Origin of the sequence: Halomonas sp. 3H (assembly GCF_024206005.1) — a bacterium.
GTDB lineage: Bacteria > Pseudomonadota > Gammaproteobacteria > Pseudomonadales > Halomonadaceae > Halomonas > Halomonas campaniensis.
Genome location: NZ_CP100360.1, coordinates 1,403,195 through 1,418,077 on the forward strand (window position 1 = coordinate 1,403,195; position 14,883 = coordinate 1,418,077).

Below are 14,883 nucleotides of genomic sequence, written 5' to 3' on the forward strand. Positions count from 1 at the left end.
CGAATGACCCTCTTCCAACCCCTCGACGAACGCCACCCCCTGACTGGCCGCCTGGCCATGGGGGTGGAGTACGACGGTAGCGGCTACTACGGCTGGCAGTTCCTCAAGCACGCGCCCTCGGTGCAGGGCGCGGTCGAACAGGCCCTGGCCAGGGTGGCCGGGCAACCGGTACGGGTGCATGCCAGCGGGCGCACCGACTCCGGCGTCCATGCCACCCGGCAGATCATCCACTTCGATCCCCCCGCGGCGCGCTCGCAGAAGGCCTGGGTGTTCGGTGCCAATGCCAACCTGCCCCGGGACGTTGCCGTGCGCTGGGTCAGGGAGGTGCCCGAGACCTTCCACTCCCGCTTCAAGGCGCTGGCCCGCCGCTATCGCTACATCCTGCTCAACCAGCCCAGCCGGCCGGTGCTGGAGCGCGCCAACGTCACCTGGTGCCGCGACCCCCTCGACGCTGATGCCATGCACCGGGCCGCCCAGGCGCTGGTGGGGGAGCATGACTTCTCGAGCTTCCGTGCCGCCGGCTGCCAGTCGAAGACCCCCTGGCGCCACCTCCACTTCATCGAGGTCCATCGCCACGGCCCGCTGGTGGTGGTGGACGTCCAGGGTAACGCCTTCCTGCACCACATGATCCGCAACATCGTCGGCGCCCTGGTCACCGTGGGCCGCGGCGAGCGAGGCGACGACTACCTGGCCGATCTGATGGCCCTCAAGGACCGCACCCTGGCCGACGTCACCGCGCCGGCCTGCGGCCTGCACTTCGTGGATTCGCTCTACGACGAGAGCTGGGGGCTGCCTGCCGAGCCGCTGGGTCCCAACCTGCTGGCCTTCCTCGGCGAGTGGACCGGCCAGCGGCCGTTGCCCGACTGCCCCATGGTCGAGTTCCGCCGCGGCCGGCCGGTGGCCTCCCTCACCCCGGCGGAGGACGGGGCGCCATGATGCAGCGAACACGCGTGAAGCTTTGCGGCCTGACCCGCCCCGAGGACGTCGACGCCGCCGTGGCCGCCGGGGCCGATGCCCTGGGCTTCGTGCTCTGGCCGGGCAGCCGCCGCGCCGTGGACGAGGCCCGTCTGGCCGAGCTGGCCGAGCGGGTCCCCGCCTTCGTCACCCGGGTGGGGCTCTTCGTTGACCAGGGCCCCGAGCTGATCGAGCGCTGTGCCGCACACCTGGACCTGCTGCAGTTTCACGGCGACGAGCCGCCGGCGGTCTGCGAGGGTGCGCCGCGCCCCTGGATCAAGGCGCTGCGCATGCGCGACGGCCTCGACCTGCCTGCCGCCGCCGAGGCCTACGGCGGCGCTCGGGCGCTGCTCCTCGACGCCTATCGCCCCGGGGTTCCCGGCGGCACCGGGGAGACCTTCGACTGGTCGCGAATCCCCGCAAGCCTGGCAAAACCTGTTATCCTCGCCGGAGGCCTGAGCGCCGACAACGTGGCGGAGGCCATCGCCACCGTGGCGCCCTTCGCGGTGGATGTCTCGGGGGGCGTGGAGGCCGCTCCCGGCGTCAAGGATGCCGAGCGCATCCGGGCCTTTCTCGAGGCCGTGCGACGCGGCGACGCTGCCCGCCTGGCGAACTGAGCCCACGTTGTCCGGCGCCCGCCCTCGGCCGCACACGTTCAATGATCGATTTCAATCCCCAAGCCCTTCTGGCGACCTGTGAGGTGTCTTTCGTGAGCAAGTTCAGTGACCTGACCCGACTGCCGGATGCCCGCGGCCACTTCGGCCCCTACGGCGGCCGGTTCGTCTCGGAGACCCTGAGCTTCGCCCTGGACGAGCTGGAGAAGACCTACCTGAGTCTTCGTGACGATCCGGCCTTCCAGGCGGAATTCGACTATGACCTGGCCCACTACGTGGGTCGTCCTTCGCCGCTCTACCATGCCGAGCGGTGGTCGAAGCAGCTGGGCGGGGCGCAGATCTGGCTCAAGCGCGAGGACCTCAATCACACCGGCGCCCACAAGGTGAACAACACCATCGGCCAGGCGCTGCTGGCCAAGAAGAGCGGCAAGCCGCGGGTGATCGCCGAGACCGGCGCCGGCCAGCACGGCGTGGCCACGGCCACCGTGGCGGCGCGCCTGGGGCTCAAGTGCGACGTCTACATGGGTGCCGCGGACGTGCAGCGTCAGAAGCTCAACGTCTATCGCATGCGCCTGCTGGGGGCCAATGTGATCGCCGTGGAGTCCGGCACCCGCACCCTCAAGGACGCCATGAACGAGGCGCTGCGCGACTGGGTGACCAACGTCGACGATACCTTCTACATCATCGGCACGGTGGCAGGCCCGCACCCCTACCCGATGCTGGTGCGCGACTTCAATTCCGTGGTGGGTCGCGAGGCGCGCCGGCAGTCCTTCGAGGAGTTCGGCAAGTTGCCCGACGCGCTGATCGCCTGTGTGGGCGGCGGCTCCAACGCCATGGGGCTCTTCTATCCCTTCGTCGAGGACGACGAGGTGGTGATGTACGGCGTCGAGGCCGGCGGCGACGGCGTCGAGACCGGCCGCCATGCGGCGCCGCTGGCCTCCGGTGCGCCCCGCGGCGTGCTGCACGGCAACCGCACCTACCTGATGTCCGACGAGGGCGGCCAGGTCTCCGACACCCACTCGGTCTCCGCTGGCCTGGACTACCCGGGCGTCGGTCCCGAGCACGCGCTGTGGAAGGACGTGGGGCGCGTCAACTACGTGGCGGCCAACGACGACGCGGTGCTCGAGGCGTTCCGTGAGCTGACCCACGTCGAGGGCATCATGCCCGCGCTGGAGACCGCCCACGCCCTGGCCTACGCCAAGGTGCTGGCGCCGACCATGAGTCCCGACCAGAACATCATCATCAACCTGTCCGGTCGGGGCGACAAGGACATCCTCACCGTCGCCAAGCTCGACGGCATCGAGATCTAAGGGGCCATGATGAACCGTATCGACCAACGCTTCGCCGAGCTCAAGGCCCAGGGCCGCCGCGCGCTGATCCCCTTCATCACCGCCGGCGACCCGGGCCCCGAGCACACCGTGGGGTTCATGCATGCCCTGGTGGAGGCGGGCGCCGACGTCATCGAACTGGGCGTGCCCTTCTCCGACCCCATGGCCGATGGCCCGGTGATCCAGAAGGCCTGCGAGCGCGCCCTCAAGCGTGGCGTTCGCCTCTCCCACCTGTTCGAGATGGTGCGCGAGTTTCGCCAGACCGACGCCACCACGCCGGTGGTGCTGATGGGGTACCTCAACCCCATGGAGCGCATCGGTCTCGCCGCCTTCGCCGACCAGGCCGCCGAGGCCGGCGTCGACGGCGTGCTGACCGTGGACATGCCGCCCGAGGAGGCCGACGAGGTCGGGCCGCTGCTCAAGTCCCGCGGGCTGGCCTCGATCTTCCTCGTTGCCCCTACCACTTCCAATGCCCGGGCCGCTACAATATGCGCCCACGGCGAGGGCTATCTCTACTATGTTTCGCTGAAGGGCGTGACCGGCTCGGCGATCCTCGATTCCCGGGACGTGGCCGAGCACCTGGCGCCGCTGCGCGAGATGACCGACCTGCCGCTGTGCGTCGGCTTCGGCATCCGCGACGGCGCCTCGGCGGCCGAGGTGGGCAAGGTGGCCGACGGCGTCATCGTCGGCTCGGCGCTGGTCAGCCGTATCGCCGAGAACGCCGATCGCCCCGAGGTGATCGCCGGCGAGCTCAAGGCGGTGCTCGGCGAGATGCGCCAGGCCCTGGACGCCATGAGCGCCGGCTGACGCCGGCCTTCGCCACTCGACTCGATTCATGCGCCCGGGGTCTCCCGGGCGCCGACCACATGACGGAACCCTTTCTGACATGAGCTGGCTAGACAAGATCGTGCCCTCCATGGGGCGTATCCAGCGCAAGGACCGCCGGGCCAGCGTGCCCGACGGCCTGTGGCGCAAGTGCCCCAAGTGCGAGGCGGTGCTCTACCTTCCCGAACTCGAGAAGCACCACAACGTCTGCCCCAAGTGTGACCATCACCTGCGGCTGACCGCCCGCAAGCGGCTGGACTGGTTCCTCGACAAGGAGGGCCGCGAGGAGCTGGCCGCCGAGGTGGAGCCCGTCGATCGCCTCAAGTTCCGCGACTCCAAGAAGTACAAGGACCGCCTGACGGCGGCCCAGAAGGAGACCGGCGAGAAGGACGCGCTGATTGCCATGCGCGGCAGCCTCGATGGCCTGCCGGTGGTGGTGGTGGCCTTCGAGTTCACCTTCATGGGCGGTTCCATGGGGGCCGTGGTGGGCGAGAAGTTCGTCCGTGCGGCGACCCTGGCCCACGACGAGGGCATCCCGCTGATCTGCTTCTCCGCCTCCGGCGGGGCGCGCATGCAGGAGGCGCTCTTCTCGCTGATGCAGATGGCCAAGACCTCGGCCGCGCTGGAGAGGCTCAAGCAGGCCGGCGTGCCCTACATCTCGGTGCTGACCGACCCGGTGTTCGGCGGCGTCTCGGCGTCCCTGGCCATGCTCGGCGACCTCAACGTCGCCGAGCCCAACGCGCTGATCGGCTTCGCCGGCCCCCGGGTCATCGAGCAGACGGTCCGCGAGAAGCTGCCCGAGGGCTTCCAGCGCAGCGAGTTCCTGCTCGAGCACGGTACCGTCGACATGATCGTCCACCGCAGCGAGATGCGTGAACGGCTGGGCGGCGTGCTGCGCAAGCTGACCCACCAGCCCGCCAACGGCCTCGCCGAAGCGTTCCCCGACGAGCCCGACCTGGTGGACGTCGCGGAGCAGGCCGAGGAGCCCACCTCCGCCGAGTCGCCGGACGTCGAGGCGGCCGAGTCTCCGGAGCCCCGCGAGGCGTCTGCCCCCGGTGCCGACGAGCCCGCCGAGGACGGCGGCCGTGACGGGCACGACGCTGCTCGTCGCTGATCCTGGCGATGACTGACGCGGCCCTGCCCACCACCCTGGATGCCTGGCTGGCCCGGCTGGAAGCCGCCCACCCGGTGGGCATCGACCTCGGCCTCGATCGCGTGGCCGAGGTCGCCCGCCGCATGGGACTGCTGGCGCGGCCGCTGGCCAGGCGGGTGATCACCGTGGCCGGTACCAACGGCAAGGGCTCCACCGTGGCCATGCTGGAGGCGCTGGCCCGGGCCCACGGCCTCTCCACCGCCGCCTACACCTCGCCGCACCTGATCCGCTACAACGAGCGCCTGCGTCTCGATGGCCAGGAGGCCGACGATGGCCTGCTGATCGACGGCTTCACGGCCGTGGAGCGGGCGCGCCTGGCCGGTGAGCCGGTGAGCCTGACCTACTTCGAGGTGGGGACCCTCGGGGCCCTCTGGGCCATCGCGCAGCGGGCGCCCGATCTCGCCATCCTCGAGGTGGGGCTCGGCGGTCGGCTCGACGCGGTCAACGTCATCGACCCGGATGTGGCGGTGGTCACCACCGTGGCCCAGGATCATGCTGCCTTCCTCGGCACGGACATCGAGCAGATCGGCCGCGAGAAGGCGGGCATCCTGCGGTCCGGCCGCCCCGCGGTGCTGGGCAGCCGCGACCTGCCCGCCAGCGTGCGGGAGGTGGCCGATTCGCTGGGTGCTCCCGTCTACGCGCTTGGCGAGGACTTCCACTGGGACGAGGGCCTTCCCGACCCCGGCCTGCCCCTGGATAACGCCGCCACGGCGCTGAAGGCCCTCGAGCTTGCCGGCGTGATCCTCGAGGCCGAGGCCTGTCGCCGGGCGCTTGCCGAGGTGCGCCTGCCCGGGCGCATGCAGTGGCTGGGGCAGTGGTGCCTGGACGTGGGCCACAACCCCCATGCGGCCGGCTACCTGGCGGCGCGCCTCGCCGCGCGTCCCTGTGCCGGGCGGACCATCGCGCTGCTGGGGATGCTCGGTGACAAGGATGCCGACGGCGTGATGGCGGCCCTGATCCCGGCCGTCGATGCCTGGGTGACGGCGAGCCTTGCGGGCGACCGTGCCCGCACGGCCGAGGACCTCGCCGCCCGGCTCGACCGCCTGGGCGCCGAGGTGCTGCACTGCGCCGACTCGCCGTCGGCCGGCGCCGACTGGCTGGCCGGCCGGCTGGCGCCCGAGGATCGGGTGCTGGTCTGCGGCTCCTTCTTCACCGTCGCCGAGGTGCTGCCGGGGCGGCTGGCGAGCGCATCGCCGACGTCGCAGACTGAGGGAAACGACATGCGCAGCGAGGGAGTGTCATGAAATACGGAATGCGGGAGCGCCTCAGCGGGGCGGTGATCCTGATCGCCCTGGCGGTGATCTTCGTGCCCATGCTGTTCGACGAGCCGGCCCCGCGCAGCGAGCGGCCCCAGCCGGTGCTGACCATCGAGCAACCCGTCGACGTGGAGCGCCGCGACGTCCCGCCGTCCCGTCCCCCGGAGAGCCTCGGCCAGATCGAGGCGCCGCTGGTGTCCCGCGAGGGAGACGAGGCCCTGTCGGCCGAGGAGGTCGACGAGACCGCGGCGGAGCAGGTGGCCCAGGCCGAACCTCGGCCCGAGCCCCCGGCGGTGGAGTCGGACGCCAGCGAGGCGGTGGCGACGCAGGAGCCGGCCCCTTCCGCCGAGCCGCCCCCCGATCCCATCGCCGAGCTGGCCCGCGCGGCCGACCAGCGCCTGGCCGGCGGGTCCGGCGGCCAGGCCAGCGAGGGCCAGGCTAGCGAGAGTGCGGCGCCGGCCGCCGCGTCCGGCTCGGGCGAATGGGCGGTGCAGGTCGGCAGCTTCGGCGAGCCGGCCAATGCCGAACGCCTCGAGTCCCAGCTTCGCGAGGAGGGCTTCAGCGTCTTCAGCCGTCCCCGCGACAACAACCTGACCACGGTCTACGTGGGGCCCTATGACAGCTCCGAGGCCGGCGAGCGCGCCATGGGCGAGCTGAAATCCCGTGCCAACCTGCAGGGCCTGCTGGTCCGAGTAAGGAACTGAGCATGGCGCTGACCTGGCTGGACTGGATCTTCATCGGCCTGCTCACGGTGACCGCCGTGACCGGCTTCATGCGCGGGCTGATCCGCGAGGCCCTGGGCCTGGCGGCCTGGATCATCGCGCTGCTGGCTGCCCGGCTGCTCGCCGAGCCCGTGGCGGACCTGCTGTCCGGCCTGATCGACAACGCCGATGGTCGCCTGGTGCTGGCCTTCGTGCTGGTGATCTTCGCGGTGATCCTCCTCTGCGGCATCGTCATCCGGCTGATCCATGCCGCGGTGGAGTGGGTCGGCATGGGCCTGTTCAACCGGGTCATGGGGGCCGGCTTCGGCGCCGCCAAGGGGGCGGCGATCCTGGTGCTGGCCACCATCCTGATCAGCCTGACGCCGCTGGCCCAGCTCGAGGCATGGCGCGACGCCCAGCTCAGGCCGACCTTCGAGCAGCTGCGCGACTGGGCGGTGAGTCAGTTCGAGGCGTGGGAGGGGCGCCTGCCCGAGGCGCCGGAGTCCCTGCGCGAGATCTCCCTGCCCGGGCGCGGCGACGGGGCGGGCAGTGACGCGGCACCCCCCGACGAATGAATCCCGGGCGGCCCGGCCAGCCGGTGCCGCCGCTACTCTTCACAGCAAGTTCCCGGCAAGCGAGGTAAGGTGGAATGTGCGGTATCGTGGGCCTGATGGCCAAGCAGGCGGTGAACCAGGGCATCTATGACGCCCTGACGGTGCTTCAGCATCGCGGACAGGACGCCGCCGGCATGATGACCTGGCATGAGGGCCGCTTCCTGCTGCGCAAGAGCAACGGCCTGGTGCGGGACGTCTTCCACACCCGCCACATGGCGCGGCTGAAGGGCAACCTGGGCATCGGCCACGTGCGCTATCCCACCGCCGGCTCCTCCAGCGAGGCGGAGTCGCAGCCGTTCTACGTCAATTCGCCCTACGGCATCAGCCTGGCTCACAACGGCAACCTGACCAACTCCGAGCAGCTCAAGCAGGAGCTCTTCTCCTCGGACCTGCGCCACATCAACACCAGCTCCGACTCCGAGGTGCTGCTCAACGTCTTCGCCCACGAGCTGGGCAAGCAGGGGCTGCACCTGGAGCCCGGCGACATCTTCGACGCGGTACGCCGCGTGCATCGTCGCTGCAAGGGAGGCTATGCCGCCGTGGCCATCATCAACGGCGTCGGCCTGGTCGCCTTCCGCGACCCCAACGGCATTCGGCCGGTGGTCTTCGGTACCCGCGACGAGGGCGTCGGCCAGGAGGTGATGATCGCCTCGGAGTCGGTGGCCCTGGACGTCGGCGGTTTCGAGCTGCACCGCGACCTCGATCCCGGTGAGGCGATCTTCGTCGACATGGCGGGCGAGATCCACACCCAGCAGTGCGCCGACCGTCCCTCCCTGGCGCCGTGCATCTTCGAGCACGTCTACCTGGCGCGCCCCGACTCGATCCTCGACGGCGCCTACGTCTACGGCACCCGCATGCAGATGGGCCGCAAGCTGGGGGATCGCATCCAGGCGGAGTGGCCGGAGCATGACATCGACGTGGTGATCCCGATCCCGGATACCTCGCGCACCTCGGCGCTGGAGCTGGCCCAGCACCTGGGGGTGACCTACCGCGAGGGCTTCATGAAGAACCGCTATATTGGCCGGACCTTCATCATGCCGGGCCAGACCCAGCGCAAGAAGTCGGTGCGCCAGAAGCTCAACGCCATCGACATCGAGTTCAAGGGCAAGAACGTGCTGCTGGTCGACGACTCCATCGTGCGCGGCACCACCTGCAAGCAGATCATCCAGATGGCCCGGGAGGCCGGCGCCAACAAGGTCTACTTCGCCTCCGCCGCGCCGCCGGTGCGCTACCCCAACGTCTACGGCATCGACATGCCGGCGGCCAGCGAGCTGATCGCCCATGGCCGCAGCGAGGCCGAGGTGGGAGAGCTGATCGGCGCCGACCGCATCTTCTATCAGGACCTCGAGGACCTGAAGAGCGCCTGCCGCGAGGTCAACCCGAACCTCGAGGCCTTCGACTGCTCGGTGTTCGACGGCCGCTACGTCACCGGCGACATCGACGACGCCTACCTGGCCGAGCTGGAGGCCTCCCGCAGCGACGACGCCAAGCAGCAGCAGAGCGCCGGCGACCATGCGCTGGTGGGAATGCACAACCAGGACGATGACATCGACGACTGAGGGGCCCACGATGGATCAGCAACAGGCGAAAGACGACGAGTGGGCGCTGGAGACCCTGGCGATTCGTGCCGGCCATATGCGCACCCATGAACAGGAGCACGGCGAGCCGATCTTCCCGACCTCGAGCTTCGTCTACGGCAGTGCCGCCGAAGCCGCGGCCAAGTTCAGCGGCGAGGCGCCGGGCAACGTCTACTCGCGCTTCACCAACCCCACGGTGCGCACCTTCGAGCAGCGCCTGGCCGCCATGGAGGGCGGGGAGCGCTGCGTGGCCACCAGCTCGGGCATGGCGGCGATCCTCTCCACGGCCCTGGCGCTGCTGTCGGCCGGTGACGAGATCGTGGCATCGCGCTCGCTGTTCGGCTCCACCGTGAGCCTGTTCGACAAGTACCTGGGCAAGTTCGGCATCACCACCCGCTACGTGGAGCTCGCCGACCTCGCCGCCTGGGAGGCGGCGATGACCCCGGCCACCAGGCTGCTGTTCGCCGAGACGCCGTCGAACCCTCTCTCCGAGGTGGTGGATATCGCGGCGCTGGCCGAGATCGCCCATCGCCACGGGGCGCTGCTGGCCATCGACAACTGCTTCCTGACCCCGGCGCTGCAGCGGCCGATCTCGTTGGGTGCCGACCTGGTGATCCACTCCGCCACCAAGTACCTGGACGGGCAGGGCAGGGCGATCGGCGGCGCCGTGGTGGGTCGCGACAAGGAGCTCGAGGAGCTGTTCGGGGTGGTGCGCACCTGCGGGCCCTGCCTGAGCCCCTTCAACGCCTGGATCTTCACCAAGGGGCTCGAGACCCTGGCCCTGCGAATGAAGGCCCACTGCGAGAATGCCCAGGCGCTGGCCGAGTGGCTGGAGGCCCATCCGGCCGTGGCCCGCGTCCACTACAGCGGCCTGCCCAGCCACCCGCAGCACGCGCTGGCCGCCCGCCAGCAGCAGGGCTTCGGCGCGGTGCTGGGTTTCGAGGTGAAGGGCTTCGAGGTGAAGGGCGGTCGCGAGGCGGCCTGGTCGGTGATCGACGCCACCCGGCTGCTCTCCATCACCGGCAACCTGGGGGACGTGAAGACCACGATCACCCATCCTGCCACCACCACCCACGGCCGTCTCTCCGACGACCAGAAGCGTATCGCCGGCATCTCCGAGGGCCTGATCCGCGTGGCGGTGGGGCTGGAAGCCATCGACGACATCCGCGCCGACCTGGCCCGGGGCCTCGACGCCCTGCTGTAGCCCACGCCTCGGCACGTCTCGACGCCCGTTCCGCTCTCGGCGGGGCGGGCGTTGCCGTGTCTGGCCTTGAACTCTCGGCGATTGTCGCCATCTCATCAGGGCACGCATTCACTGCCGCCCAAGGAGGGCAACGATGAAGATCCTGATGGTACTGACGTCCCACGACCGCATGGGCGATACCGGCCACTCCACCGGCTTCTGGCTCGAGGAGTTCGCCGCACCCTACTATGTCTTCAAGGACGCCGGCGCCGAGATCACCCTGGCCTCGCCCAAGGGCGGCCAGCCCCCGGTGGATCCCAACTCCCTGGCCGAGGAGGCCCTCACCGAGGAGACCCGCCGCTTCGATGCGGATGACGCGGCCAAGGTGCAGCTGGCCAGCACGCAACGGCTCGCCGAGGTCGAGGTGGGCGACTTCGACGCGCTCTTCTTCCCGGGTGGCCATGGCCCGCTCTGGGACCTCACCGATAATGGTGACGTCAAGCGGCTCATCGAGGGCTTCCTGGCCGCCGACCGCCCGGTGGGTGCGGTGTGCCATGCGCCCACGGTGCTGCTCGGGGCGCGTACCCCCGAGGGGGATCCGCTGGTCAAGGGCAAGCGGGTTACCGGCTTCGCCAACAGCGAGGAGGACGCCGTGGGCCTGACCGAGGTGGTGCCCCATCTGCTGGAGGATGCGCTCAAGGCCCAGGGGGGGCGCTACGAGCGCAGCGCTGACGACTTCGCGCCCTTCGAGATCTGCGACGGCCTGCTGGTGACCGGCCAGAATCCGGCCTCCAGTGCGCCGGCCGCCCGGCGCCTGCTCGAGCTGCTCGGCAAGCACTGAACCAGCCCGTGCCCGTGCGGCCCGTCACGCCCGGCGTGGCGGGCCGCGTGCGGTTTTTCCGAATGGTTGGTTCGGCATTTTTCAGCAGATGCTGATGGTGCGCTGCGGTAAGCTTCACCCAGTCCAAGGCAACGAGGAGCCGCATCATGTGGCGGAATACCCGAAGCGGGTGGGGCATCGTCAGCATCGTGTTGCACTGGCTCAGCGCCCTGACCATCGTGGGGCTGTTCGCGCTGGGCTGGTGGATGACCGGCCTCGGCTACTTCGATTCCTGGTACAACCTGGGGCCCTGGTGGCATCGCTCGATCGGTATCCTGCTGCTGTTCGCGACCCTGCTCAGGCTGGCCTGGCGGTTCCTGAACCCGACCCCGGCATCACAGGGCAACCGCCTGGAGCGCCTGGCGGCCCACCTGGGCCATGTGCTGCTCTATGGGCTGCTGCTGGTGGTGCTGGTCAGCGGCTACCTGATCTCCACGGCCCGTGGCCGGGGCATCAGCGTCTTCGACTGGTTCGAGGTGCCGGCGCTGATCAGCGGCCTGCCCAACCAGGAGAGCATCGCCGGCGAGGTGCACTGGTACGCGGCCCTGGCACTGATGGTGCTGGCCGGTGGGCACGCCCTGGCGGCGTTCAAGCATCACTTCCTGGATCGCCACGATACCCTGACTCGCATGATCCATCCGGCGCGGTCCCGGCGTCCCTGAGCCGTCCGCACCGTTGCAAGACTCGCCGACGGCCACTGACCCGAGGCACCCCCGAGACGACCATCCTGTACGAGGAGCTCAACATGCTGAAGAAGACTGCCATCGCTACCGCCCTGGCCGCCACTGCCCTGGTGGGCGTCGGCCAGGTCCACGCCGACGACTACGTGGTGGATACCGAGGGCCAGCACGCCTTCATCCAGTTCAAGATCAACCACCTCGGCTACTCCTACATCCTCGGCAACTTCGAGGAGTTCTCCGGCCAGTTCCACTACGACCCCGAGGACCTCGAGGCCTCCAGCGTCGAGATGGAGGTCAACGTCAACAGCCTCAATACCAACCACGCCGAGCGTGACCGCCACTTCCTCAGCGACGACTTCCTGAGCGCCGGCGACCATCCGACCGCCACCTTCGTCTCCACCGGCTTCGAGCCGACCGGTGACAACGAGGGGACCCTGACCGGCGACTTCACCCTCAAGGGCGAGACCCGCGAGATCGAGATGCCGGTGAGCCTGATGGGCGAGGGCGAGGACCCCTGGGGCGGCTACCGTGCCGGCTTCGAGGGTAGCACCATGCTCACCCTGGCCGACTACGGCATCGACATGAGCGACTTCCCCGAGGTGATGCACGAACTCGAGCTCTACATCACCTTCGAGGGTGTTCGCCAGTAAGCCAGGCCCGCCCGGGGACTCCGATTCCCGCAAGACGCCACCCCCGGCATTCCCGGGGGTGGCGTCGTTATGAGCGTCGCCAGCCAAAAAGCGCTACCATGCGCGGCGTCATCCAGGGGCGGGATCCGCAGGAGAAGAGACGCCATGCCAGCCATGTGGAAGCGCGGTACCGGTCGTTCATCCATCGGGCTGGCGATTGCCGCCGTGTGCCTTCTGATGGCCTCCGTGGCGGTGCACTCGCGCACCCCGGGGGCCCTGCTGATGGTAGCGGGTCTGGCGCTGATGGGGCTTGCCGCATGGCAGTGGCAGCGCAACATGCGGGCGCCGGGCAGTCAGGCCGACCTGGGGCAGCTCCAGGCGCGGCTCGGCGAGGAGCGTTTCAGGGCGATGCTGGAGAGCCTGCCGAACATCGCTGTCCAGGGTTATGACCGGGAGCGCCGGGTGGTCTTCTGGAACGAGGAGAGTGAGCGACTCTACGGCTATCGCTACGAGGAGGCGCGGGGGCGCCGGCTGGAGTCGTTGATCATTCCCGAGACCATGCGGGGGCAGGTGATTCGTGCTCATGAGGCGTGGCTTCGTGAGGGCAGGGCGATCCCTCCTGGGCGTCTGGTGCTCTGCGACCGGGACGGCCGGCCGGTGCCGGTCTACTCCTACCACGTGATGCTGGATGAGCATACGGCCGACCCGGTGATGTTCTGTGTGGACGTCCGGCTGTCCGGGAAGGTGGATTCAGATGCCGTGTCGGCCGGAGATGAAACGTGAAGAGACAGGAGCGCGAGTGACGATCCGATCTGATACCGAGCAGTCCCTTGGCCTCGTCCTGTGGCGCCAGACCTGGCCCATGGCGATCGGCGTGCTGGCGCTGCTCGGCTTCCAACTGGTGGACAGCGCCTTCATTGCGCGCCTGGGTACCACCCCCCTGGCCGCCCAGTCCTTCACCTTCCCACTCTCCTTCCTGATCATCGGCATCCAGGTGGGGCTGGGGATCGCCATCGCCGCGCTGATCTCCCGGGCCCTGGGCGCCGGGCAGGAGGCAAGGGCGCGACGGCTCGGCAGCCTGGTGCTGCTGGCCGGGACCGGTACCATCGCCCTGCTGGCGCTGCTGCTGTGGGGCGTCCAGGAGCCGGTCTTTCGCCGCCTGGGCGCCGATGCCGCGAGCCTGGCGCTGATCCGGACCTACTGGGCGCCCCAGCTGCTCGCGGCCTGGCTGGGGGCGGCCCTCTACTTCGGCTACAGCCTGTTCCGCGCCCACGGCGATACCTGGCTGCCGGGCAAGATGATGGTGGTGACCAGCCTGGTGAACCTGGTGCTGGACCCGCTGCTGATCTTCGGGGTCGGTGACTGGGAAGGGCTCGGGCTGCCCGGGGCGGCCTGGGCCACCGCCATCGCCTTCTCCTGCGGCCTGCTGGTGCTGGGCCGGCGGCTCCGCGAGACGGACTGGCTGAGCTGGCAGGGACTGGGTCGGGAGGCCCGGGCGTCGGCCAGGCCCTTCGTTGGCATCGCCGGGCCGGCCATGGTCAGCCAGCTGATGCCGCCCCTCGCCGCCATGCTGGCGATCTCGGTGGTGGCTACCCTCGGCGAGGCATCGGTGGCGGCCTGGGGGCTGGCGAGCCGTCTCGAGACGCTCTCGCTGATGGTGGTGCTGGCCATGACCATGTCGCTGCCCCCCTGGCTGGGGCGCTGCTACGGGGCCGGCGACTGGGACCAGGTGCACCGGCTGATGCGCCTCGCCCTGCGGGTCGTGGTGGTCTGGCAGCTGGGGCTCGGGCTGGTCATGGCGGCGGCGGCGCCCTGGGTGGGGCTGGCGCTCTCCGGCAACGTGGAGGTCCGGGACGACCTGGCGCTGCTGATCCGCTTCCTGCTGCCGAGCTATGCCGCGCTCGGCGTCTGCATGCTCGTGGTCTCGGCGGGCAACGCCCTGGGCTGGCCGCTGCGCGCGATGCTGATGTCCGGTGCGAGGCTGTTTCTCTTCTACCTGCCGTGCCTGGGCCTCGGCGCCTGGCTGGGGGGGCTGGCCGGGCTCGCCGCGGGGGCGGCGGTGGGTAACCTGCTGGCCGGGCTGGCCGCCTGGCAGGTGCTGCGACGGATCCTGGCCAGCCCCAGGCGACAGCCCTCTACCGTCGGCAGTTGATTCACGACACCCCGGGTCGGACCCAGAGCGGCGGCAGCGCCCCGCGGCTGGACGATCGGACGGGCGGCAAGTGGCTGTCCATCGATCCCGCCGGCCTTGTCGCGATTTCCAGACGCGACCTTCGTCCGATGAACTGGCCCTGTCCGCGGTTTTCCTCCCGGGATCGTCGCCTCCTGCCGACAGATAGGGCCATCTTCCTGCTGCACCGCGCCTCGCTTCGCAGCGTGGTATTCGATTAACTGTCTGACCTTGCTGATTAATTCCTGTTTATGGCATGCCGCTCGCTTATTCATGGCAGGAACCGGCCCCTCGAGGGTCGAGCGACTCAGGGACGAGT

The 14,883-nt window shown here is 69.7% G+C and carries 15 protein-coding genes; all 15 read left to right on the forward strand.

Annotated features, from left to right (window positions below):
- The first annotated feature begins 3 nt into the window (after positions 1-3).
- Positions 4-936 (forward strand): tRNA pseudouridine(38-40) synthase TruA, encoded by a 933-nt coding sequence (truA, locus tag NFC98_RS06590; protein WP_254277310.1) that lies wholly within the window; start codon positions 4-6, stop codon positions 934-936.
- Entirely contained in the window at positions 933-1,571 is a 639-nt protein-coding gene (locus tag NFC98_RS06595; RefSeq protein ID WP_254277311.1) for a phosphoribosylanthranilate isomerase, read from the forward strand. Before truA ends, NFC98_RS06595 begins: the two co-directional genes overlap by 4 nt.
- A 92-nt stretch (positions 1,572-1,663) precedes the next feature.
- Entirely contained in the window at positions 1,664-2,878 is a 1,215-nt protein-coding gene (gene trpB / locus NFC98_RS06600) for a tryptophan synthase subunit beta (protein ID WP_254277312.1), read from the forward strand.
- 9 nt (positions 2,879-2,887) lie between these two features.
- Entirely contained in the window at positions 2,888-3,703 is an 816-nt protein-coding gene (trpA, locus tag NFC98_RS06605) for a tryptophan synthase subunit alpha (RefSeq protein ID WP_254277313.1), read from the forward strand.
- A 79-nt stretch (positions 3,704-3,782) separates the two neighbouring features.
- Positions 3,783-4,835 (forward strand): acetyl-CoA carboxylase, carboxyltransferase subunit beta, encoded by a 1,053-nt coding sequence (gene accD, locus NFC98_RS06610; protein WP_254277314.1) that lies wholly within the window; start codon positions 3,783-3,785, stop codon positions 4,833-4,835.
- 8 nt (positions 4,836-4,843) lie between these two features.
- Entirely contained in the window at positions 4,844-6,118 is a 1,275-nt protein-coding gene (folC, locus tag NFC98_RS06615) for a bifunctional tetrahydrofolate synthase/dihydrofolate synthase (RefSeq protein ID WP_254277315.1), read from the forward strand.
- Positions 6,115-6,834, forward strand: coding sequence for an SPOR domain-containing protein (locus tag NFC98_RS06620; RefSeq protein ID WP_254277316.1), 720 nt, complete (start codon positions 6,115-6,117; stop codon positions 6,832-6,834). The genes folC and NFC98_RS06620 overlap by 4 nt, the downstream gene beginning before the upstream one ends.
- Positions 6,835-6,836: 2 nt before the next feature.
- Positions 6,837-7,406: a CvpA family protein gene (locus tag NFC98_RS06625; RefSeq protein WP_254277317.1), complete on the forward strand. Its 570-nt coding sequence runs from the start codon at positions 6,837-6,839 to the stop codon at positions 7,404-7,406.
- A 74-nt stretch (positions 7,407-7,480) separates the two neighbouring features.
- On the forward strand, positions 7,481-9,004 hold the full coding sequence (gene purF, locus NFC98_RS06630) for an amidophosphoribosyltransferase (RefSeq protein WP_183333061.1): 1,524 nt from the start codon (positions 7,481-7,483) through the stop codon (positions 9,002-9,004).
- A 10-nt stretch (positions 9,005-9,014) separates the two neighbouring features.
- Positions 9,015-10,226 carry an O-succinylhomoserine sulfhydrylase gene (locus NFC98_RS06635; RefSeq protein WP_254277318.1) on the forward strand — a complete coding sequence of 404 codons (1,212 nt, stop codon included), beginning with the start codon at positions 9,015-9,017 and terminating at the stop codon, positions 10,224-10,226.
- A 133-nt stretch (positions 10,227-10,359) separates the two neighbouring features.
- Positions 10,360-11,046: a type 1 glutamine amidotransferase domain-containing protein gene (locus NFC98_RS06640; protein WP_254277319.1), complete on the forward strand. Its 687-nt coding sequence runs from the start codon at positions 10,360-10,362 to the stop codon at positions 11,044-11,046.
- 146 nt (positions 11,047-11,192) lie between these two features.
- Entirely contained in the window at positions 11,193-11,747 is a 555-nt protein-coding gene (locus NFC98_RS06645; protein ID WP_254277320.1) for a cytochrome b, read from the forward strand.
- Positions 11,748-11,830: 83 nt separating this feature from the next.
- Positions 11,831-12,415: a YceI family protein gene (locus NFC98_RS06650; RefSeq protein WP_254277321.1), complete on the forward strand. Its 585-nt coding sequence runs from the start codon at positions 11,831-11,833 to the stop codon at positions 12,413-12,415.
- Between the two features lie 144 nt (positions 12,416-12,559).
- Positions 12,560-13,177 carry a PAS domain S-box protein gene (locus NFC98_RS06655; RefSeq protein WP_254277322.1) on the forward strand — a complete coding sequence of 206 codons (618 nt, stop codon included), beginning with the start codon at positions 12,560-12,562 and terminating at the stop codon, positions 13,175-13,177.
- Positions 13,178-13,256: 79 nt separating this feature from the next.
- The gene (locus tag NFC98_RS06660) at positions 13,257-14,546 is read left to right on the forward strand and encodes an MATE family efflux transporter (protein ID WP_254277796.1); all 1,290 of its coding nucleotides are present in this window, start codon (positions 13,257-13,259) and stop codon (positions 14,544-14,546) included.
- Positions 14,547-14,883: the final 337 nt, after the last annotated feature.

What these genes read in the sequence shown, in the direction of transcription:
- truA (WP_254277310.1), top strand. Translation starts at nt 4, where the DNA reads ATGACCCTCTTCCAACCCCTCGACGAACGCCACCCCCTGACTGGCCGC.
- NFC98_RS06595 (WP_254277311.1), top strand. Translation starts at nt 933, where the DNA reads ATGATGCAGCGAACACGCGTGAAGCTTTGCGGCCTGACCCGCCCCGAG.
- trpA (WP_254277313.1), top strand. Translation starts at nt 2,888, where the DNA reads ATGAACCGTATCGACCAACGCTTCGCCGAGCTCAAGGCCCAGGGCCGC.
- accD (WP_254277314.1), top strand. Translation starts at nt 3,783, where the DNA reads ATGAGCTGGCTAGACAAGATCGTGCCCTCCATGGGGCGTATCCAGCGC.
- folC (WP_254277315.1), top strand. Translation starts at nt 4,844, where the DNA reads ATGACTGACGCGGCCCTGCCCACCACCCTGGATGCCTGGCTGGCCCGG.
- NFC98_RS06620 (WP_254277316.1), top strand. Translation starts at nt 6,115, where the DNA reads ATGAAATACGGAATGCGGGAGCGCCTCAGCGGGGCGGTGATCCTGATC.
- NFC98_RS06625 (WP_254277317.1), top strand. Translation starts at nt 6,837, where the DNA reads ATGGCGCTGACCTGGCTGGACTGGATCTTCATCGGCCTGCTCACGGTG.
- purF (WP_183333061.1), top strand. Translation starts at nt 7,481, where the DNA reads ATGTGCGGTATCGTGGGCCTGATGGCCAAGCAGGCGGTGAACCAGGGC.
- NFC98_RS06635 (WP_254277318.1), top strand. Translation starts at nt 9,015, where the DNA reads ATGGATCAGCAACAGGCGAAAGACGACGAGTGGGCGCTGGAGACCCTG.
- NFC98_RS06640 (WP_254277319.1), top strand. Translation starts at nt 10,360, where the DNA reads ATGAAGATCCTGATGGTACTGACGTCCCACGACCGCATGGGCGATACC.
- NFC98_RS06645 (WP_254277320.1), top strand. Translation starts at nt 11,193, where the DNA reads ATGTGGCGGAATACCCGAAGCGGGTGGGGCATCGTCAGCATCGTGTTG.
- NFC98_RS06650 (WP_254277321.1), top strand. Translation starts at nt 11,831, where the DNA reads ATGCTGAAGAAGACTGCCATCGCTACCGCCCTGGCCGCCACTGCCCTG.
- NFC98_RS06655 (WP_254277322.1), top strand. Translation starts at nt 12,560, where the DNA reads ATGCCAGCCATGTGGAAGCGCGGTACCGGTCGTTCATCCATCGGGCTG.
- NFC98_RS06660 (WP_254277796.1), top strand. Translation starts at nt 13,257, where the DNA reads ATGGCGATCGGCGTGCTGGCGCTGCTCGGCTTCCAACTGGTGGACAGC.